The 19848-nt window shown below is 64.3% G+C and carries 20 protein-coding genes; 12 read left to right on the top strand and 8 right to left on the bottom strand.

The window, feature by feature from the left end; all coding sequences use genetic code 11:
- Positions 1-24: 24 nt before the first annotated feature.
- Complete coding sequence (locus ACXAG6_RS04920) at positions 25-345, top strand: I78 family peptidase inhibitor (protein ID WP_475335584.1); 321 nt, start codon at positions 25-27, stop codon at positions 343-345.
- A gap of 6 nt (positions 346-351) precedes the next feature.
- Here the strand turns inward: ACXAG6_RS04920 and ACXAG6_RS04915 are convergent, their stop codons facing one another.
- Complete coding sequence (locus ACXAG6_RS04915; RefSeq protein ID WP_475335581.1) at positions 352-789, bottom strand: c-type cytochrome; 438 nt, start codon at positions 787-789, stop codon at positions 352-354.
- 129 nt (positions 790-918) lie between these two features.
- Between ACXAG6_RS04915 and ACXAG6_RS04910 the strand changes: the two genes are divergently transcribed.
- From ACXAG6_RS04910 to ACXAG6_RS04900, 3 genes are all read left to right on the top strand, one after another.
- A complete protein-coding gene (locus ACXAG6_RS04910) occupies positions 919-2592 on the top strand; it encodes a Y-family DNA polymerase (RefSeq protein ID WP_475335579.1) in 1674 nt (557 codons plus the stop codon).
- A 264-nt stretch (positions 2593-2856) separates the two neighbouring features.
- Positions 2857-3201, top strand: coding sequence for a DUF2794 domain-containing protein (locus ACXAG6_RS04905; RefSeq protein WP_140012888.1), 345 nt, complete (start codon positions 2857-2859; stop codon positions 3199-3201).
- Positions 3202-3213: 12 nt separating this feature from the next.
- Complete coding sequence (locus ACXAG6_RS04900; protein ID WP_475335577.1) at positions 3214-4029, top strand: M90 family metallopeptidase; 816 nt, start codon at positions 3214-3216, stop codon at positions 4027-4029.
- Here the strand turns inward: ACXAG6_RS04900 and ACXAG6_RS04895 are convergent.
- The 3 genes from ACXAG6_RS04895 to ACXAG6_RS04885 form a co-directional block, all read right to left on the bottom strand.
- Entirely contained in the window at positions 4026-4847 is an 822-nt protein-coding gene (locus ACXAG6_RS04895) for a C40 family peptidase (RefSeq protein WP_475335575.1), read from the bottom strand. The genes ACXAG6_RS04900 and ACXAG6_RS04895 overlap by 4 nt on opposite strands.
- Positions 4844-6226: a leucyl aminopeptidase family protein gene (locus ACXAG6_RS04890; protein ID WP_475335572.1), complete on the bottom strand. Its 1383-nt coding sequence runs from the start codon at positions 6224-6226 to the stop codon at positions 4844-4846. Before ACXAG6_RS04890 ends, ACXAG6_RS04895 begins: the two co-directional genes overlap by 4 nt.
- A gap of 63 nt (positions 6227-6289) precedes the next feature.
- On the bottom strand, positions 6290-6670 hold the full coding sequence (locus tag ACXAG6_RS04885) for a hypothetical protein (RefSeq protein ID WP_140012884.1): 381 nt from the start codon (positions 6668-6670) through the stop codon (positions 6290-6292).
- 234 nt (positions 6671-6904) lie between these two features.
- On the opposite strand from ACXAG6_RS04885, the gene ACXAG6_RS04880 reads away from it, so the two are divergent.
- Both ACXAG6_RS04880 and ACXAG6_RS04875 read left to right on the top strand, forming a co-directional pair.
- Complete coding sequence (locus ACXAG6_RS04880; RefSeq protein ID WP_140012883.1) at positions 6905-7558, top strand: carbonic anhydrase; 654 nt, start codon at positions 6905-6907, stop codon at positions 7556-7558.
- Positions 7559-7639: 81 nt separating this feature from the next.
- On the top strand, positions 7640-8083 hold the full coding sequence (locus ACXAG6_RS04875; protein ID WP_475335570.1) for a hypothetical protein: 444 nt from the start codon (positions 7640-7642) through the stop codon (positions 8081-8083).
- 202 nt (positions 8084-8285) lie between these two features.
- Here ACXAG6_RS04875 and ACXAG6_RS04870 read toward each other — a convergent pair whose 3' ends face one another.
- Together ACXAG6_RS04870 and ACXAG6_RS04865 are read right to left on the bottom strand one after the other, a co-directional pair.
- Positions 8286-9938, bottom strand: coding sequence for a DUF4139 domain-containing protein (locus tag ACXAG6_RS04870; protein WP_475335567.1), 1653 nt, complete (start codon positions 9936-9938; stop codon positions 8286-8288).
- A gap of 179 nt (positions 9939-10117) precedes the next feature.
- Complete coding sequence (locus tag ACXAG6_RS04865; RefSeq protein ID WP_140012880.1) at positions 10118-11140, bottom strand: aspartate-semialdehyde dehydrogenase; 1023 nt, start codon at positions 11138-11140, stop codon at positions 10118-10120.
- 159 nt (positions 11141-11299) lie between these two features.
- Between ACXAG6_RS04865 and ACXAG6_RS04860 the strand changes: the two genes are divergently transcribed.
- The 6 genes from ACXAG6_RS04860 (at position 11300) to ACXAG6_RS04835 (ending at position 18655) form a co-directional block, all read left to right on the top strand.
- Positions 11300-12679: a phosphohexomutase domain-containing protein gene (locus ACXAG6_RS04860; RefSeq protein ID WP_475335565.1), complete on the top strand. Its 1380-nt coding sequence runs from the start codon at positions 11300-11302 to the stop codon at positions 12677-12679.
- A gap of 93 nt (positions 12680-12772) precedes the next feature.
- Positions 12773-13624, top strand: coding sequence for a flagellar motor protein MotB (locus ACXAG6_RS04855; protein WP_475335562.1), 852 nt, complete (start codon positions 12773-12775; stop codon positions 13622-13624).
- A 113-nt stretch (positions 13625-13737) separates the two neighbouring features.
- Positions 13738-15048 (top strand): flagellar hook protein FlgE, encoded by a 1311-nt coding sequence (locus ACXAG6_RS04850; RefSeq protein ID WP_475335560.1) that lies wholly within the window; start codon positions 13738-13740, stop codon positions 15046-15048.
- 37 nt (positions 15049-15085) lie between these two features.
- Positions 15086-16531: a flagellar hook-associated protein FlgK gene (gene flgK / locus ACXAG6_RS04845; RefSeq protein ID WP_475335557.1), complete on the top strand. Its 1446-nt coding sequence runs from the start codon at positions 15086-15088 to the stop codon at positions 16529-16531.
- 13 nt (positions 16532-16544) lie between these two features.
- Entirely contained in the window at positions 16545-17552 is a 1008-nt protein-coding gene (locus ACXAG6_RS04840; RefSeq protein WP_475335554.1) for a flagellin, read from the top strand.
- Positions 17552-18655, top strand: a complete 1104-nt coding sequence (locus ACXAG6_RS04835; RefSeq protein WP_475335551.1) for a flagellar basal body P-ring protein FlgI — start codon at positions 17552-17554, stop codon at positions 18653-18655. The genes ACXAG6_RS04840 and ACXAG6_RS04835 overlap by 1 nt, the downstream gene beginning before the upstream one ends.
- Before the next feature lie 182 nt (positions 18656-18837).
- Here ACXAG6_RS04835 and fliP read toward each other — a convergent pair whose 3' ends face one another.
- Together fliP and ACXAG6_RS04825 are read right to left on the bottom strand one after the other, a co-directional pair.
- Entirely contained in the window at positions 18838-19566 is a 729-nt protein-coding gene (gene fliP / locus ACXAG6_RS04830) for a flagellar type III secretion system pore protein FliP (protein WP_475337920.1), read from the bottom strand.
- Positions 19567-19571: 5 nt separating this feature from the next.
- Positions 19572-19847: a FliM/FliN family flagellar motor switch protein gene (locus tag ACXAG6_RS04825; RefSeq protein WP_475335549.1), complete on the bottom strand. Its 276-nt coding sequence runs from the start codon at positions 19845-19847 to the stop codon at positions 19572-19574.
- Position 19848: the final 1 nt, after the last annotated feature.

Below are 19848 nucleotides of genomic sequence, written 5' to 3'. Positions count from 1 at the left end.
ACCGGATATGGGAAGACACCCGTGATGAAAGCTCTCAAGGCCCTGATTCTTCTGACCGCGCTCGCCGCCTGTCAGCCACCGGTTGAGACCCTCCCCGAGGATGACGCGCCCATTCAGGACAATGTGGACAGCGGCCTGGTGGAGCGCGAACCCGATATCTGCGGGGCTTCGGCCTATCGCACGTCGGCCATTGGCCAGCCTGCCAGCGTGATCCCGACCCTCGGGGTGACGCGCAAGACCCGTGTTATCCCTCATGGCGGGATTGTGACGCAGGAATACAATCCCTACCGGATGAACTTCTACCTCGACAGTACCGGGCTCATCAGCCGCGTCACCTGCGGCTGAGGCTGCTCACTCCTGATAGCTGGCGTGGCATGAGCGGCAGGCCGTGCCGAGGGTGGCGAAACTTGCCCTGAGCGCAGCTTCGCTGGAGGTATCGAGGCCCGCTGCCGCCTGTTCGAGCGCCGTAGCCTCTGCCTCGAAGGCGGAAAACTCTTGCCAGATCGCCGGGCTTGCTTCTGACTTTGGATCATCTTCCATTGGCCGGAAGGTGGGCACGACCTTTGGTGCGGCGGCGCGGATGGCCTTGGCCGCCGCCTGCGCCTCGGCAGGCTCGAAGGGGCGCGCACCTTTCAGCATGTCGCCAAGCACCCTGGTTCCGGCCTGGATCTCTTCCATCACCGCCATGCGCGCCATGACAGCGGGGTTCTTCACCCCGTCATGGCCGGTGGCAGGTAGGGCTGCGAGGGCGGAAAAGGCGAGTGCGGGGAGTACTTTGCGCAGGATCATCCCGGCATTTGGCCAGCCCCGTTGTTTGAGTGCAAGACACGGGCGATGGGATATTTGTGATCGGCGGGCAGACTCGACTCCGCCCCCGGGCATGGCTAAGCTGGAACAAACAACGAACATTTCTGCCTCATGCCCAACCGCCGAATCCTGTCGCTGTGGTTTCCCCGGCTTGCTGCCGAGCGGCTGATCCGTGCCGACTCCATGCTGGCCGAGGCGCCTCTGGCGGTGGTGCGCGAGCGTGGCAACGTGGCCAGCCTCGCTTCGCTCAGCCGCGCGGCCTCCGCCGCAGGCCTGCGGCCCAGGCAGCCGTTGCGCGATGCGCAGGCGGTGTGCCCCGATCTCGTTACCCGGCTGGAGCGCCCAGCGCTTGAGGCTGATTTTCTGACCGTGCTGCGCCGCTGGGCGGGCAAGTTCTCGCCCTGGATCAGCGAGGCGGCGCCGGACGGGCTTACGGTGGATATTTCGGGCTGCGCGCATCTTTTTGGCGGCGAGGCCGGGTTGATGGGCGAGGTCGAGGCCGACTGTGCCCGGCTGGGGCTGACAGTTTGCGCCGGGGTTGCCGATACGGTGGGCGCGGCCTGGGCCCTTGCGCGCTTTGCGGGGCAAGGGCCGGGGGCGCTGCGCTCGGGAGATGCGATTGACCAGGAGGCCTATGCCACCCGCGCCCGGGCGGTGAAGCGGCGGCATTGGGAGCGCGGCGGCGCACCGCCGATGGGCGTGGATACGCTCGCGCCGGAGGGCCGGATTGCCCCACCCGGCTGCGCACGAGAGGCACTGGCTCCGCTGCCGCTGGCCGCCCTGCGCCTGCCGGAAAAGACCACGCAGCAGCTTGCCCGGTTTGGGCTGAAACGGGTGGAGGAGCTTGCCGTCCAGCCCCGTGCCGCGCTGGCCCGCCGCTTTGGGGCTGATCTTGTGCTGCGGCTCGATCAGGCCTTTGGCTCCGCGCCCGAGCCTGTCTCCCCGGCCCGGCCCGAGCCGGTTTATGCCGTTCGCCTCACCCTGCCAGAGCCGATCGGGCTGGAGGTGGACCTTGCAGAGGGGGTCGACCGCCTGTTGCCTGCGCTGGAAACCCGGTTGCGGGCAAAGGGAATGGGCGCGCGCAAGCTCAGGCTGCAACTGATGCGCTGCGATCATTCCTCGCAGGTCATCGAGTTGGGCCTCGCCCGCCCCTCCGCCGCCCCAGACCGCTTGCGCCCGCTGATCCGGATGAAACTGGGCGAGGTGGATGCTGGCGAGGGGATAGACACCATCCGTCTCGTGGCCACGGTGACCGAGCCTGTTCTGGCGGTGCAGCATCGCGGCCACGCGGGGGCCAGCGCAGATGCCAGCGCGCGGCTGAACAGTGACACCGCGCTTGACGACCTGATCGGGCGGCTCGGAGCGCGGGTGGGCCTTGAGCAGATTCACCGGCTGCATCCCGGCGACAGCCACCTGCCCGAGAAGGGCACGCAAGTGCGGGCTGCCGCATGGTCTGCCCCCGCCGTGGATTGGCCCGAAAGGCCCGAGCGCCCGCGCCCGCTGGTGCTTTTCTCGCCAGAACTGGTCACGCCGGAGGGCACCCCCGGCGCCACCCCCGCGGCTTTGCCGCTGTCATTTCGCTGGCGACGCCGCAGCTTTGCCACCGCCCATGCCACCGGGCCGGAACGGATTGCCCCCGAGTGGTGGCTGGATGAGCCCGCATGGCGCAGCGGACAGCGCGATTACTGGCAGGTTGAAACGGCCTGCGGTGCGAGGCTCTGGCTTTATTATGCGCATGGGGCTGCGGTTTCGGGCGGTTGGTTTTGCCACGGGGCGTTTGCCTGAACAGGCACGACAGATGGCGGCCCCTCAAAAGGAAAAGGCCCGCCGGCGAAGCCGACGGGCGCTAAAGTCGTGCGCCCCGATGGAGCAACTGGGTGGGGGCTATGAGTTTGCTCCACCGGGGCCGAGCCTGGGGCTCGTTGCATGGCACTCTTGGTGACAGGCGATCGCGGCGGGCTGAGGAAAGGCGGGCGACCGGGCCGCGGCGATTTTGCGGCATTTTCGCGACGCTTGATTTTGGCCGCGCTTGGCCCCACTCTTGTTAACATGAACGTGCAGTCGCCCACGCCCTTCCCCGGCAATCGCGCAAATGACCCGGTTGCCTTCCAGCGCCCCGAACTTTCGCTCATCCTTGGTCTCTATGGTCGTTTCGTCGCCGCAGGCGAGTGGCGCGACTACGGGATATCGAGCCTGCGGGACGTGGCGGTTTTTTCGATTTTCCGCCGCACCGCCGAGCATCCGCTCTATCGCATCGAAAAGCGCCCCCGCCTGCGCAGCAAGCAGGGGATGTATGCGGTGATCGGAATGGACGGGCAGGTGCTGAAGCGCGGGCATGATCTGAAGACGGTGCTGCGCGTGCTGGAGCGCAAGCTGATCCGCGCCGTCGACTGACACGCCCCGCAGATGCCAACTCTTATCGTTCTGGCGCTCTTGGCCCTTGCCGCCGTGGCCTATGGCCTCTGGAAACTGGCCAAGCGCCGTGCCCGCTCTGCGCTTCTGGCAAGCCCGCTGACCGAAGCGCAGCGCGAGGTGATCGCCGCCAAGGTGCCGATCACCCGCCGCCTGCCCGAGCCTTTGGCGCGTGCATTGGAAGGGCGGATCAACCTCTTTCTTGATCAGGTGGAGTTTCTCGGCCGGGGCGGGCTGGAGGTGACGGAGGAGATGCGCCTTTCCATCGCGGCGCAGGCCTGCCTTCTGGTTGTGAACACCGATACCTGGTTCATCAACCTGCGGACCGTGCTGATCTACCCCGGAGCCTTCAAATCGCGCCGCCAAAGCCACAACGGCTTTGTGGTGACCGAGCATGAGACGGTGCGCACCGGCGAAAGCTGGGCGCGGGGGCCGGTGATTTTATCCTGGGCGCATTCGGATGCGGGCGCGGCGGATGACGCGGATGGGCAAAACGTGGTGATTCACGAGTTCGCCCATCAGGTCGACGATCTCTCGGGCCGGGCCGATGGTGCGCCGGTGCTGGGCCGCGACCAGAGCTTTGCCGAATGGGCGCGGGTGTTTACCAGCGCCTATGAGCGGCTTTGCGCCCGCACCGAGCGCGGTGAACGAGGGGTGATAGACCCTTACGGCTGCGAGGGGCACGAGGAGTTCTTTGCCGTTGCGGTGGAGGTCTTTTTTGAGCAGCCACGGGCGCTGATGGAGGAGGAGCCGGAGGTTTATGCCCAGCTCTCCACGCTGTTCAAGCTTGATCCGGTAGAGTGGCGCTAAAGCCTGCGCCGGCTGCGCAGCGGATACCCTGAGGCCTCGATCCGGGCCAGCGCCTCACCGAGCGGCTCGATGACCGTGGACATGAAATGCCCGGTGGCGTGGATCAGCCGGTCGGCATCCAGTGCCATGGCCACATGGCCCGGCCAGAAGTAGAGATCTCCCGGCTCAACCGCGGCATCGAGGGCCAGCGCCTCGCCGAGCGCCTCTTCCTGCATGTCGCTGTCGCCCGGGCAATCATACCCCTCAGCCTGTAGCGCCGCCTGCACCAGCCCCGAGCAGTCGATCCCCGCGCTGGAATTGCCGCCCCAGAGGTATGGTGTGCCGAGAAAGAGGCGTGCGGTTTCGAGCCGGTCGGCACGGGTGCCGATTTCGGTCAGGTGCTGCTTTGGGATGAACCCGGAGGGGGTTTCGCAAAGGTCGCCTTGCTGCCCGATGACCGCCACCTGCACGCCGAAAGAAAGCGCCGCCTTTTCGCGCGTCTTGATCGAAGGTTCGGGGTAGAGGTGGCTTTGGCGGGCGGAAATGCGGTGGGTTGGAGTGACCACCGGCCCCAACGCCTTCTCGGCGACATAACCGACGTAGCCATCGGCTGCGGCTTGGATATAGGCCCAGCCCGCGACCCGCTCGTAGACGACAACGCGGGCCCCGGCGAGCAACTGCCGCTCACGGTCGCCCGCCGGATCGCGGCAGATGTCGGTGAGCGGCGCGGAGACGCTGGCGGCCTCGCCCTCCACATAGGCCTCCGCCTCCACCAGCCCCTTCAGCGCGACGGCGGCCACGCGGGCGTTGGCCGGGGTGAGGCGGCGATCGAGTTTCATGTGAGCACCTTGGGGAGTGCGGCCAGCAGCGCCCGTGCGCCCATGCCGACGCCGCCCTTGGGGCGGCCCGGCGCGGCGGAGGGCTGCCAGCCGTAGATATCGAAATGGGTGTAATCTGCGCCCTCGGGCACGAAGCGGCGCAGGAAGAGCGCCGCAGTGATCGCCCCGGCCATGCCGCCCTTGGGCGCGTTGTCGAGATCGGCGATGCCCGGCTGGATGCGGGGCTCGTAGGGCGCGTGGAAGGGCAGTTGCCAGACCGGATCTGCCACCTCTGCTGCCGCCTCCGTCAGCGCCGTGGCCAGCGCGGCGTTGCCGGTGAAGAAGGGGGCGATGTCATCCCCCACGGCCACCCGCGCCGCGCCGGTGAGGGTGGCGAAGCTGACGATCATATCGGGGTTTTCTTCGCCCGCGAAGGTCAGCGCATCGGCCAGCACAAGGCGGCCTTCGGCGTCGGTGTTGTTGATCTCGACCGTCAGGCCTTTGCGGGAGGTCAGGATATCCTGCGGGCGGAAGCTGTTGGAGGAGACCGAGTTTTCTACCGCAGGAACCAGCACACGGAGCCGCAGTTTGAGGCCCAGCGCCATGATCATTCGTGTCAGCCCGAGCACGGTGGCCGCGCCGCCCATGTCCTTTTTCATCAGGCCCATGGAGGCGCCGGGCTTGAGGTTGAGGCCGCCGGTATCAAAGCACACGCCCTTGCCGACGAGGGTGAGCGTGGGGCCTTCGCTGCCCCACCGCATATCCAGCAGGCGCGGGGCTTCGGCGCTGGCGCGGCCAACAGCGTGGATCATTGGGAAATTCTGGTTGAGCAGATCATCGCCGCGCACCGCAGAGGCCTCGGCCCCCTGCTCCTCGGCCAGCGCCATGAAGGCGGCGTCCAGTGCCTCGGGGCCCATATCGGAGGTGGGCGTATTGATGAGGTCGCGGGTGAGGAACTCGCCCGCTGCAATGGCCTCAAGCCGCGCAGCCTCCACGCCCTCGGGGCAGACCAGCTTCGCCTCTACGGCGGGGCCATCGCTGTAGCGGGTGAAGCGGTAGCTGCCGAAGAGCCAGCCCAGCGCCGCCTCCTCGGCATCGCGCCGCGCCCACTCTCCAGCCAGCGCATAGGTGCCAGCGGGCAGGCGCTGGGGCAAATCGCCGGTTACAAGGCGGCGGCGGTTGCGGGTGGCCGCAGAGCCGAGGCCCAGCAGCACCGCGCCGAGGCCGCCGTTTGCGCCCGGCACGAGGCAAACCTCGCCCGCACCGGCCTTGAAGCCTGCGGTTTTCGCCCATGTGCCAGCCTCCTCGGGCAAACCATCGAGCCCCTCGGGGCCGACGGCCCAGAGCGGGCAGGCCGCCTCTTGAGTTGTGGCGAATTTGGGCAGGGGCGTGGAATACATGGGGGCTCCGTCTGGCGATTTGCCGCCAGACTAGAGCAAGCCGATCCTCGCCGGAAGCCCGGCCTAGAGCGACAGATCCTGCGCGTCCCACACCTCGGTCAGCGAGCGGTCGGCGATGCGGCCGAGCCGGGCCAGCGTGGCGCCGATGGCCGGGATATCCAGCGCCCGCGCAGCTTGCGCCACGTCGCCGGCAACCCGCGCAAGGCCGACCATGCCGATCTGATCGGCGATGGCGATGAGCCCGCGCGCCATGCGGGCCAACTCGGGCCAGTCATGCTCGCGGAACCGCGCGTCGACGTCGGCCAGCCGCACGGCGAGCTCTTCCATCGCGCGGCAGACGACATCTTCTGCCCCTTGATGACCCAGTTGATAGTAAAGCGTTCCCAGCCGTTCGGGATCGAGCCGGATATCATCTTCGACGTTCAGAACGGATACATGTGCCATCTGGCGCACCTCTCTTTTCACCCCAATGTTCTCGCAGGACGGACCATGACGCCGAGGGCTGAACAATCTGTTATCCTGTAAGCGCGAAATGGCTTCAATTGCAGCAGATTGCCCTTGTTTTACCACAGTTGCTCCCTGCCCGCGTCATCACGGCCGGGCGCGGCGCGGGCGCGCTCTTCCCCCGCCGGGGCGGATGTGTTTTAGAAGGTCAGATGCGACAGGAGAGGGACACCGATGGATAGGCTGGTCAAACCGCTGCCGGAATACCTCGTCAGCCGCTATGAAGGCTGGCGGGCCACCCGCTATGAACAGAACAAGAGCTGGTATCGCCGCCTTGCGGACGAAGGCCAGCGCCCGCCGATGATGGTGATTGCCTGCTGTGACAGCCGGGTGAACGTGAACGAGCTGTTTGGCGCCCAGACCGGCGACATCTTTTTGCATCGCAACATCGCCAACCTCGTGCCCCCCTTCGAGCCCGATGGAGACCCGCACGGCACCTCGGCAGCAATCGAATATGCCGTGACCGTGCTGAAGGTGGCGCATCTCATCGTGGTGGGCCATTCCAACTGCGGCGGCGTGGCAGGGTGCCTTGATATGTGCTCGGGCAAAATGCCGGAGCTGGAAGAGAAGAGCAGCTTCATAGGCCGCTGGCTCGACATTCTGCGCCCCGGCTTTGAGCGGGTGAAAGACATCGAAGACCCGGAGGCGCAGAAGCGCGCGCTGGAGCGGGAGGCGGTTGTCGAATCGCTCTCTAACCTGATCGGCTTTCCTTTCGTTCAGAGCGCCATCGAGGCCGAAGAACTGAGCCTGCATGGGCTGTGGTTTGATATCCGCGAGGGTGTGCTGGAGGGCTATAGCCCGACTGCGAAGGTGTTTGAGCCGGTCTGAGCGGGGCTTTGCCACGGAAAGGCCGGATTTTTCGTGCGGCCTCAACCGGGCGTTAACCGATATCGGGCCATGGTGCGGGCTATGAAACAGCCTGCCATGAACCTCACCCTCCGGATGCCTCTAAAGCTCCTCAACAAGGCCAATCGCGCAGCACGTGCGGTGGACCAGACGCTTGCCGAATTTTTGCGGCAGGCCATTCTCTCGCAGATTGACGAGGCCCCCAAGGTGCCGCCTGCCGTGGTCGACAAGCGCCGCGCGCTGGCTCAGGCGATTGAGGACTCGGTGACCTGGCCCGGGCTTCAGGCGCGGCTGCGCAAGCTGGGCTATGTGCTGCGCGCACCAGGCGACAACGGGCGCACAGGACAGCCGCCATTGGTGCTTTGCACCTGGCCGGAGGGAAAGCCGCTGGTGCCGCTGACACGGCTGGGCGTGAGCCGCGAGGATTTGACGATCAAGTTTGCCAGCCATTTCCCCGGCAAGCCGCTGGAACGCCGAGAGGGCGGGGACGAACAGAGGGCTGCATGAGTGCATGTTTGGCGCAGGCGGTTGCGCGGCTTTCGATGGCCTCGCTGCGCTGGGCGTTTATCGCCGGCGGCGCCTGCAAGCGGAACACGCCCGGATGAGAGCGGGGTTTGAGTTGCCGCTGGGGGCGCACAGAGCCACGAGGAAGGGCCGAGGCTGATATGCCCCGGCCCTGTTTGCAGCGTAAGTCTGTGTTGCGCGGTGGTTACGGCCGCCAGATCAGCTCTGGCCCGCTTGGCCAATCGAGCGTCACGTCGATCCGCACCACTTTGGTTTCACCCGGTGCCAGCTCCATGTCCCATTCACCCACACCCCGGCGTTTTTCGTAGTCTTCCCGCGTGGGCGCGGGCCGGGCGCGCACGTCGAGCTCCAGATCTTCCTGCTCGGAATAGGGCAACGCGTAGATTGCCGTGAGCTCCACCGCCTCGTCGCTGAGGTTCTCAACGGAAAACTCCATTGCCTGCTCGCGGGTGTTGGAGCGGCTGACGATGCCCTTGTCGCCGGTGTCATTGTTCAGCAGTGTCCATTCGAGGCGCAGGCTCTCCAATGGCCCGAAGGACAGGTCTTCGGTTGCGCCGGCAGGGATGAGCGGCACGGTGTTGCGCCCTATGAACACGCCATCGCGGTAAACCGAGGCCTGCCCCGGCAGGATTGGCTCGGACAGCGTGTTGCGCAGTTCGGCCAGCAGGAAGGCGGTGTCATCGGTTCGCGGAGCGGCGATGATCTTTTCGTCGGCCTCCAGCGTCACCGTGTCGAGCGCCAGTTGCAGCCCCTCGCCGCCGTAAGGCGCGAGCGTGACCTTGCGGGGGTAGTCGTAACTCACCGCGAGGCCTTCCACCTTCAGCCCGGCGACGATGGGGGCGGCTTCGACCACCACGGCCTCCTCATCCATCGCAGGCTTTGCCGCGACGCGTGACGTATCGTAGGAGGCACTACCGGAGGCCCGCTTGTAGGCCGCATTGCCGATCTGCGCCTGATTGGGCTGCGGATCGCTGGGCACGATCCCGGCGAAGGGGTCGGCGGTGGAAAGCTCAAGCTCGATCCCATCCCAAAGTTCGCCGGTGAATTGCTGGACAACGGCCTTGCGGTCGATCTGAACGGATGCCTCGTCACCCCGTGTGAGGCGCAGGTCGTAATCCGGGCGCCAGTTCGCATTGCCATCGAGGTAGACCACTTCCAGCATCACCTCTTGCGGCGCGTCCAGCTCCAGCGACACGGCCATCATGTCCACCGGCCCCTCGGGTGGGGTGAGGCGAGTGAGGTCGGCCTGGGCCTGCGCCAACTCGCGCCGCAGCGCGTCCATCTCCTTGGAAAGACCGCGCAAGGCTTCTTCGGTTTCCTGCTTTTCAAGTTGCGCAACGGCGGTTTCAGAACCGATCAGCGTGGCGGCATTGCGCAGCGCTTCGGGGTCGATCGCATCGAGCGCGCCGCCCTTGACCGAGCCCAGAAACTCCAGCCGGGCATTGGCACCGTCGAGCGCCACCTGTGCCCGGGAGATTTCGTCTGACTTGGCTGTCACCCGGTCTTCCAGCGTTTCGACCCGGTCGAGCGTGGCCTGCTGGGCGGGGGAATACACCGCTTTGGGGTCGGTCACATAGCTGGTCAGCAACTGGGTCGCCCCAAGCGAAACGCCGCCGGAGGGCAGGATGCGGGGCGGGCCATAATCGAGCATGCCGCGCCGCACCGGGAAGAGGATGCGATGGGCACCGGCGGGCACCTCGGCCACCACCCGTCGCGTGACGGTTGCGCCCTGCGGATAGATGGTCGCGCCCGTCACCGGGGCGGCGACCTGAAAATCGGCCGCCAATGCAAGGGCTGGCAGGGTTGTGAGGGCGGTGGCCCACAAGAGCGTTTTCATTGTTCAATACCTCGTATCAAAATGCCTTCTGCCCGGAGTTTCTGCCCCCCGATGGGTGAAAGCAAGCTGCGTTTCCCGGCGCGCGCAGGCACCGATCACAAGGTAGGACGCAAGCCAAGGGCCGATCCTTGGACCGGCCCTTGAGAAATTTGAAATCTGCGAGTGGAGAGGCCGGAGCCTCAGCCCTTCTTCAGGATGCGCTGGCCGTAGAGCTCGGCGATCTGCACCGCGTTCAGCGCCGCGCCCTTGCGCAGGTTGTCGCTGACGCACCAGAAGTTCAGCCCGTTGTCGATGGTGCTGTCTTGCCGGATGCGGCTGATGAAGGTGGCGAAATCGCCCACGCACTCGACCGGCGTGGTGTAGCCGCCCGGCTCACGCTTATCGACCACCATGATGCCCGGTGCCTCGCGCAGGATGTCGCGTGCTTCATCCTCGTCGAGGAACTCCTCAGTCTCGATATTCACCGCTTCGGAGTGGCCGACAAAGACCGGCACGCGCACGCAGGTGGCGGTGACCTTGATCGACTTGTCGATGATCTTCTTGGTCTCGGCGACCATCTTCCACTCTTCCTTGGTGGAACCGTCTTCAAGGAAAACGTCGATCTGGGGGATCACGTTGAAGGCGATCTGCTTCTGGAACTGCTCGGGGGCCTTTTCCTGACCGGGCACATACATGCCCTTGGTCTGGTCCCAAAGCTCGTCCATACCGCCTTTGCCCGCGCCGGACACCGACTGGTAGGTGCTGACCACCACGCGCTTGATTTTGGCCCGGTCATGCAGCGGCTTGAGGGCCACCACCATCTGCGCCGTGGAGCAGTTGGGGTTGGCGATGATCATCCGCTTGGCATAGCCCTCGATCGCATCGGCATTCACCTCGGGCACGATCAGCGGAATATCCGGGTCGTAGCGGTAGAGCGAGGAGTTGTCGATTACGAGGCAGCCAGCTTTGGCGGCGTTGGGCGCGTATTTCTTAGTGGCGTCCGAGCCGATGGCAAAGAGCGCGATATCCCAGCCCTTGAAGTCGAAAGTGTCGAGATCCAGGGTTTTCAGGGTCTTGTCGCCAAACGAGACTTCAGTGCCGAGAGATTTGCGCGATGCAAGCGCAGCAATCTCATCGACAGGGAACTGGCGCTCGGCCAGAATGTTCAGCATTTCGCGGCCCACATTGCCCGTGGCGCCGACGACGACGACGCGATAGCCCATCAGGGTCTCCTTTGTTTATGTGTTGCGGGGCAATATAGGGTTTGGCTGCGTGTTTAAAGGGGCAAAGCCGACCGGGTGAGGCCGGGGTTGCCAATTCCGGCGGGCTGCCTACGATCCCTTCGCAGTTGCAGAATGATTTTACCAACCCCCGGAGCCCCCATGACAGACCTTTCCGCCTTCAAGGCCTACGATATTCGCGGCCAGATCGGCGTGAACCTCGACAGCGCGCTCGCCCGCAAGATCGGCCGCGCCTTTGCCGAAGTGCTAGGCTGCAAGTCGGCGGTGATCGGGCGCGATATTCGCCCCTCCTCTCCCGAGATCACCGAGGCGCTCACACAAGGCCTCATCGCTGGGGGCGTGGATGTGATCGACATCGGGTTGGTGGGCACCGAAGAGGTGTATTTTGCGACGTCGCATTTGGGGGCCGATGGCGGGCTGATGGTGACGGCCTCGCACAACCCGATTGATTACAACGGTATCAAGATGGTGGCCGCAGGATCGCGCCCGCTCTCCGCCGATGGCGAGATGGAGCGGCTGAAGCAGCTTTGCGGCGGCCCCGATCTGCCCGACGCCGCAACGCCGGGCCAACGCAGCGAGGCTGACACCCGCGATGCCTACGCCGAGAAGATCGTTAGCTTTGTTGACGTCGCAAGCCTCAAGCCGTTGAAAATTCTGGTGAACGCCGGAAATGGCGTGGCTGGCCCCTCGTTTGACGCAATTGCCGAAAAGCTCGCCGAAAAGGGCGCGCCGCTGACCTTTGAGCGGATGCACCACGAGCCGGATGCGAGCTTTCCAAACGGCATCCCCAACCCGTTGCTGCCCGAGAACCAGCCGGCTACCGGCGAGCGGGTGAAGGCTTCTGGCGCAGATATGGGTGTGGCTTGGGACGGCGACTTTGATCGTTGTTTCTTGTGTGACGAGGAAGGCGATTTTGTTGAGGGGGAGTTTGTTGTGGCGCTGCTGGCCAAGGGCTTCCTTCAGCTCTACCCCGGTGCCAACATCGTGCATGACACCCGCGTGGCGTGGAACAGCCGCAAGTGCATCACCGAAGCCGGGGGCACCGCAATTTCTTCGCCAACGGGGCACTCGTTGATCAAGGCGCTGATGCGCAAGGAAGATGCGGTTTATGGCGGCGAGATCTCGGCGCATCACTACTTCCGCGACTTCTATTATTGCGATAGCGGGATGATCCCTTGGCTCACCATCGCGCAGTTGATGAGCGTTGAGGGCGCGAGGCTTTCGGAGATGGTGGCGGATATGCGGGCGGCCTTCCCCTCGTCGGGCGAGATCAACTTTCGGCTTGGCAATCCGGAGGCGGCCAAGCAGGCCTTCGAGGCGAAATATGCCGGTGAAGCGGAGGACGCCAATCGGCTTGATGGCCTCAGCCTTGAGTTTGCCGACTGGCGGGTGAACCTGCGCAGCTCCAACACCGAGCCGGTGCTGCGGCTCAACGTGGAAACGCGGGGAGACCGGGCACTGCTGGATGCGAAGGTGGCCGAAATCTCGGCGCTGATCCGCGACACCGGCGAGCCTGCCTGATTTTGCTTCGGATTTTAGCTGTTAAGTCCGGCTTCACGCCCCCCTGCTACATCTGCCCACGGGTGAAGAAAGGTGTAAAACGAGGGGCGTGGTATGTCTGCCGCTAACGATGTGCGACCGATCATTATCAAGAAGAAGAAGATCATCGCGGGCGATGGTCATCACGGCGGCGCGTGGAAGGTGGCCTATGCCGACTTCGTGACGGCGATGATGGCGTTTTTCATGCTGATGTGGCTGCTGAATGCAACCACCGAGAAGCAGCGCAAGGGTATTGCCGATTACTTCAACCCCAATGTGCCGCTCTCGCGCGTGTCGGGCGGCGGCGATGGGACTTTTGGCGGCGACAGCGTGTTTACTGAAGAGACCCTGCCGCAGAATGGCACCGGGGCCAGTGCCGAAAACCCGACATCGGCCAATCAGGCCGCGGGTGAGCAGGGGGATGCCGCAGGGGCCGCCAAGGAGGAAAGCCTGACCCAATCGGTGGATCTGGAAGATATCGAGCAGGCGCTGATGGCGATGTCGGGCGAGAGCATGGCAGCCAGCGAGGCGCTGCGCCACATCGTTACCAAGGTGACCGATGAAGGGCTGATCGTGGAGGTCTTCGATATCGAGGGCTTGCCGCTGTTCAAGCCCGGCACCGACGAGCCAACGCAGATCATGGAGGAGATCGCAGCCATGCTGGCGCGCGTCTTCGACCTTGCGGCCAACCCGGTTGCGGTGAACGGGCACACAGCCGCGGAGCCAGTTGTGCGGGCCAACAACCCGGTTTGGCAGCTTTCAGCAGACCGCGCGGCGGCGGGTCATCGCCTGCTCGTTGGCTCCGGGTTGAACGGCGACCGGTTGCAGCGCGTTTCGGGCTTTGCCGACCGCAAGCCGATCGAGGGCAATCCCATGTCGATCCGCAACAACCGGCTAGAGTTTATCCTGCTGCGCACAGACGTCTGATTGTGGCGAAACCGGGGCAAAGCAGATGGCATTTTATCTGTTAGCCCTCCCTTAAGGACGCCCCGCCATAGTGCCTCGCAAGCAAGGCTCTTAGCAGCAGAAAGGCGCTCCTTATGACGATTTCCTCCTCGCTCAACGCGGGTGTGGCAGGGCTGGCGGCCAATGCCAGCCGTCTCGCCACGATTTCTGACAACATCGCCAACAGCGCGACCAACGGCTACAAGCGCGCGGTGACGGACTTTCACGCCATGGTCATCACCTCTGGCCGCGGCACCTATTCCGCTGGCGGTGTGCGGGTGACGACCACCCGCTTTATCGACCAGCCCGGCGCGCTGCTTTCCACGGAAAACCCCACGGATCTTGCGGTGCGCGGGCGCGGTTTTTTGCCTGTGACAACCGAGAGCTCGCTGAACAACCTGACCGGCGACAGGCCGATGTATCTGGCGACAACCGGCTCTTTCCGCACCAACGCCGATGGCTATCTGGTGACCGAGTCGGGCCTCGTGCTCATGGGCTGGCCCGCCGATTCTGATGGCTCTATCCCCAACTTTGCGCGCGACACTGCCGACGGGCTGGAGCCGATCCAGATCAACGTAAACCAGTTTGCCGGCGAGCCCACCGAGAACATGCAACTGGGCATGAACCTCCCTGCCACGGAGACCGATTTTGACGCCTCCGGCAACCCGCTGGACCTGTCGATCGAGTATTACGACAACCTCGGCACATCTGAGTCGCTCTCGATCACCTTCACGCCGCAGATCCCGGCCACGGGCTCTTCCAACACCTGGGACATGGTCATCACCGACTCTGCCTCAGGCGGGGGCGTGGTGGGCGAATACGAACTGGTCTTCGATGATACACGCGGCTCCGGTGGCACCCTTCTGGCGGTAAACCAAGCACTTGGCGCGGCTGGCGGCACTTATGACGGGTTAACAGGCGTGTTCACCATCACCGTCGACGGCGGCCCGATCGATGTGAACATCGGCGCGCTCGGATCAGGCAACCTGATGACCCAGCTTTCTGACAGTTTCGCACCTACCTCTATCAGCAAGGATGGCTCGCCGGTGGGCAACATGGTCTCGGTCGAGGTTGATGCCAACGGCTTCCTCTCGGCGGCCTTCGACATTGGCATCACCCGCACCATCTACCAGATCCCGCTGGTCGACCTGCCCAATCCCAACGGGCTGCTGGCGCTCGACAACCAGACCTACCAAACCTCCAACGCCTCCGGATCCTTCTTCCTCTGGGATGCGGCCGACGGGCCAACCGGCGATATTTTGAGCTACGCGCTGGAGGAGAGCGCCACGGATGTGGCCGGTGAGCTGACCGCCCTGATCCAGACCCAGAGGGCCTATTCGTCGAACGCCAAGGTTATCCAGACCGTCGATGAGATGCTGCAGGAAACCACCAACATCAAGCGCTGACCGGCGCTTGATCTGCTAGAACTGAAAGAGGCTACCCATGTCCCTCTCCGCATCCATGTCGGCCGCCCTATCTGGGTTGAACGCCACCCGCCGCGCGACCGACCTCATCAGCTCCAACATCGCCAACGCGCTGACCGAGGGGTATGGGCGGCGGTCCATGAGCCTCTCCGTCCGGCCCCTGGGCGGGGTCGAGGTGGGTGCCGTTCAACGCAACGTCGACGAGCAGCTGATCGGTGACAGGCGCTTGGCGCAGGCGGCGGCGGGCGACGCCCAGACCCGCGCAGATGCGCTCAGCCGAATTGAGGGATTGCTCGGCGCCCCTGACCAAGCCAGCTCGCTCACAGCGGCCTATGCCCGCTTCGAGGGCGCCCTCATCGAGGCCTCGAGCCGCCCCGATGTTTCGGCGCGGCTCGATACCGCCGCGCGCGCTGGTGCGGCGCTTGCCAGTAAGTTTGAAGGCATATCGGACGGCATTCAAGACATGCGGTTGGAAGCCGATCAAGGCATCGCCCGCATGGTCGACAAGCTGAATACCTCGCTTGAACAGGTGGCTGAGCTGAATGCGCTGATCTTCAAATCTTCCTCCAACGGCCAGAATGCCGCGGCCCTGCACGACCAGCGCCAAGTGCTGATCGACGGCATCGCCGAGATCGTACCGCTTAGGCAAGTACAGAGGGAGGGCGGCAAGGTTGCCCTCTTCACGCCCACCGGCGGTATTCTGCTGGAGGGCACCGCGGCAGAAATTGGCTTTTCCACCGTCAACCTCATCACGCCGGACATGACGCTTGGCTCTGGCGCACTCTCCGGCCTTACCCTCAACGGCAATCCGGTGCGCACCGATGGCAACAACGCGCCCTTCGCCGGAGGCAGCCTTCACGCCCTTTTCGCCCAACGCGACGAGATTTCCGTGGACGCACAGGCCAGCCTCGACATGATGGCGCGCGACCTTGTGGAACGCTTTCAAGACCCCGCGCTCGACGCGACCCTTGGCGCGGGAGACGCGGGCCTGTTTACCGATGGTGGCGCGGCCTTCATCACCGCTGATGAAGAGGGCCTTTCCGCCCGGCTTGAGTTCAACATACTGGCTGACCCGGATCAGGGCGGTGACAGCTGGCGCCTGCGTGATGGCCTCGGCGCGGTGAGCGATGGCCCTGTTGGGAACGCCTCGCTCCTTCAATCCCTCACTGATCGTCTTGGCGACAGTCGCGCCTCCACCTCGGCAGCGGCCACGGGCCTGTCGCGGTCTGCCTCTGGTCATGCCGCTGACTTTCTCTCCGGGCTCGCCGCCGAACGCGAGGCGGGCGAGGTGGAAATGGGCTTCCAGATGGCCCGCTACGACACGCTCCGCGCCACCGAACTCGCAGGCGGCGTAGATACCGACCGCGAGTTGCAACACCTTCTGATCGTCGAACAGGCCTACGCTGCCAACGCCAAGGTCATCCAGACGATTGACGATTTGATCCAACGGATCATGGCCATCTGAAAGGGCTGACCTAATGCTAACACAACTCGGCCACGGCGATCTCGCCCGCCTGTTCCAGATGAACCGCTCCAATCATGACGTGAAGTCGGAGATGAACCGCCTGTCGCAAGAGCTTTCATCCGGGCGCAAATCCAGCATTGCCGAGGCGGTGGGTGGCGATTTTGCCCCGATCACGAGCATCGAGATGACCCTCTCGCGCAACGCCGCGTTTCAGACCGCAAGCACCGAGGCTGCCAACTTCGCGTCGGTGATGCAGCACGCCTTTCAGACGATCTCTTCTTTCGGGGCGGAATCTGCCTCCAATCTGCTGAACGCCAGTCAGGCGGCCCAGCCGGAACTGATTGGCGCCGCCGCGGCCGACACTGCTGCCCGGCTACAGCCCGTGCTGGCCGCGCTGAACACCGAGTTTGGCGGGCGTAGCGTTTTTGCGGGGGAAGACGTGAGCGGCCCAGCCGTGGCCGACGCCCCGACCCTCATGGCCGGACTCTCCGCTGCGACAGCGGGCGCCACGGATGTGGCCAGCCTCATGGCCGCCGTCGACGCGTGGTTCGACCCTGGCGGAGACTTTGAAACGACGGTTTATCTTGGCTCCACTACGCCACTGGACCCGGTGGATATTGGCCAAGACGTTTCTGCAGACCTTGGCCTCACCGCGTTTGACAGCGAGTTGCGCGACACGCTGAAAGGCATCGCCCTTGCCGGCCTCATCGCTGATGGGGCCCTCGCGGGCGATACGGCGGCTCGCGCCGAGTTGATGCAACGTGCGGGTGAAACCCTGATCGAGGGTGAGTCCGGCCTGACACAGCTTCAGGCGCGTCTCGGAACAGTTGAAGAGCTGATTGAGGAGGCCGATGCCGCCCGCACCGCCGAGAGTTCCGCCCTGACAATGACCCGCGCCAGCCTGCTCGAGGTCGACCCCTATGAAACCGCCTCGCGCCTGCAGCAAGTCCAGACGCAGCTTGAAACGATCTACGCGATGACTGCCAGAATGCAGTCCCTAAGCCTGGTGAATTACCTCTGATGTTTCGCAAAATCCTCGCCTGCCTCCTTGCGCTCAGCCTGATTGGCGTGGCTCAAGCCACCCCCGTGCGCATCAAGGATCTCGTCGAATTTGACGGGGTTCGCGGCAACGACCTTGTGGGCTACGGCCTCGTGGTTGGCCTCAACGGCTCAGGTGACGGGTTGCGCAACGCGCCCTTTACCGAGGAAATCATGCAGAACATGCTGGAGCGGCTTGGCGTGAATGTCACCGGAGAGCAGTTTCGGCCCAAGAATGTGGCCGCTGTATTCGTAACCGCCACCCTGCCGCCCTTTGCGCGGGCCGGCAGCCAGATTGATGTAACGGTCTCAGCGATTGGCGATGCCAAGAGCCTGCTCGGTGGCACTCTGGTGATGACGCCGCTCACCGCCGCCGACGGCCAGATTTACGCCGTTGCACAAGGAACCATTATTGCCGGCGGGGCCTCGGCGGAGGGAGATGGTGCGACCGTCACACAAGGCGTACCAACTGCCGGCACCGTGCCCTCTGGCGCGAGAGTTGAGCGGGAAGTGCCCTTCGACTTCACCCAGCTCCGAACCATGCGGCTGGCTCTGCGCACGCAAGACTTCACCACCGCCAGCCGCATCGAGGCCGCGATCAACGGCAGCTTTGGGCGCCCGATCGCGCGGATGCTTGATGCGGGCACCGTGCAGGTGGAGCTTGGCGGTACAGGCATGCGCTCCCCTGCTCATGTGGTCAGTCGGATTGAGAACATCGCCGTCGAACCGCAGCGCCGTGCCATGGTGGTCGTCGATCAGCGCTCCGGCACCATCGTCATGGGCGAAGACGTGCGTATAAGCCGCGTCGCCGTGAGCCAAGGCAACCTCACGATCCGGATCGAGGAGAAGCCGATTGCCGTGCAGCCCAACCCCTTTGCCCCGGGTGAAACCGTTGTGCTGCCCAATACGACCGCAGAGATTGATGAAGAACCGGGCATCGGCCTGGCTGAGGTGGCGGCCGGCACCTCGCTCTCTGAAGTGGTCGCGGGCCTGAATGCTCTCGGCGTCTCACCGCGCGACATGATCGACATCCTGAAGAGCATCAAGGCCGCTGGCGCCCTGCATGCAGACTTCATTGTTAGGTGACGCAGTGCAACGTTGCCACCGTAGCAATGAGGTGGGATGGCTCCTAACGAAGCCGTGGTTTGGGTGCTTGGAAAAAGCCAGTTGAGGCGTTGGCGTCGACCCAAGATCTCAAGAATTAAAGCGAGTTCCGGCCGGTCGAACAGAGCGGACCAAGCGGTTGGCGAAGCCCCCGTGCCAGCCTGTTAGAAATAGCTCCTGACGAGCGCCCCGGCAATCAGCGCCCAGCCATCAGCTACTACGAAGAAGGCCAACTTGAAGGGCAAAGAAACGATTGCGGGGGGCACCATCATCATCCCCATCGACATTAGAACCGCAGCCACGACGAGGTCGATAATGAGGAACGGCAGGAAGATGAGGAACCCGATCTGAAAGGCCCGTTCGACTTCGCTCAACAGGAAAGAAGGCACCAGCAGCGAAAGTGGTGCCTCTAACGGCGTGGTTGTGGCTGCCACGCCAGCACGCAATTCGTTCAAGGTGCCGAAGGTCTCGGGATCCACCCGTGCCGCCATGAAAACGCGGAAGGGTGCCATGGTGTTGGTGAAGGCCTGTTCCACAGCGATCTGCTCATCGAGCAGCGGCTGAACACCGGTGGTCCAAGCCTCTTGCAACACCGGATCCATGATGAAGTAGGTCAGGAAGAGCGCCAGAGAGACTATCAGCATATTGGGAGGCGATTGCTGAAGGCCGATCGCCTGCCGGAGGATTGAGAGCACCGTGACGATGAACGGGAAGCAGGTGATCATCACCGCGATGCCCGGCACGAGGCTCAGGATCGTGATCAGCGCAAAGAGACTGATCGTCTGGTTTGTTAGCGCCCCCGATCCCTCGCCCAGATCGACGGAAATATCCTGCGCGGCCAGCGGCCCCGCCATGAGCAATAGCGCCAGTGCCAGACGCGCCGCGCCATACATCGCCGTCAAATGCCGCCTTTGAGATCTGCCACTTCGGTCAACCGCACGGCCAGTTGGCCGGGCTGGCCCTCTTCGGCCTCGGTCAACTCGCCTCGGGCAATCAGCTTGTCTCCGACATAAAGTTCCACCGGGTCTTCCACCCGGCGGTCGAGCGGCAGCACGGCATCCGGCCCCAACCTCAACAGATCGGACACCCGCGGCCGGGCCTTGCCGACGGCCACGGTGATCTCGACCGGCACCTGCGTGAACGGGTTCTCCTTGCCCTTCATTTCCTCTGACATG

It is taken from the genome of Vannielia sp. ABF1_015, from assembly GCF_056160745.1.
The sequence above is the reverse complement of the archived record's forward strand: the minus strand, read 5'-3'. Positions and strand labels throughout refer to the sequence as shown.